This window comes from Marinifilum sp. D737, from assembly GCF_026672275.1.
Taxonomy (GTDB): domain Bacteria; phylum Bacteroidota; class Bacteroidia; order Bacteroidales; family Marinifilaceae; genus Marinifilum.
On record NZ_JANQCD010000123.1, the window covers coordinates 1 to 330 of the forward strand.

Consider the following 330-nt stretch of genomic DNA (forward strand, 5'->3'; position numbering starts at 1 on the left):
ATGTAGCTCAGCTGGCTAGAGCAGCTGATTTGTAATCAGCAGGTCGTGGGTTCGAGTCCCTCCATCGGCTCAAAAAAAAAGAATCGTTGTTGCGATTTGAACCAATACAAATCAAAGCTGATTTGTAATCAGTCCTGAAGATTTGGGATGGGTTCGAGTCCCTCCACCGACTCTATCAAAACAAAAAGAAAGTTTAACGACTTTCTTTCGTTCTATAAAGTATTTTTGCAAGTAGCAATTGCCGATGTAGCTCAGCTGGCTAGAGCAGCTGATTTGTAATCAGCAGGTCGTGGGTTCGAGTCCCTCCATCGGCTCAAAAAAAAAGAATCG

Annotated in this window: 1 tRNA gene; it reads left to right on the top strand. The window is 43.3% G+C overall.

Annotated features, from left to right (window positions below):
• Positions 1-240 precede the first annotated feature (240 nt).
• Positions 241-314, top strand: a tRNA-Thr gene (locus tag NQ163_RS20705).
• Positions 315-330 lie beyond the last annotated feature (16 nt).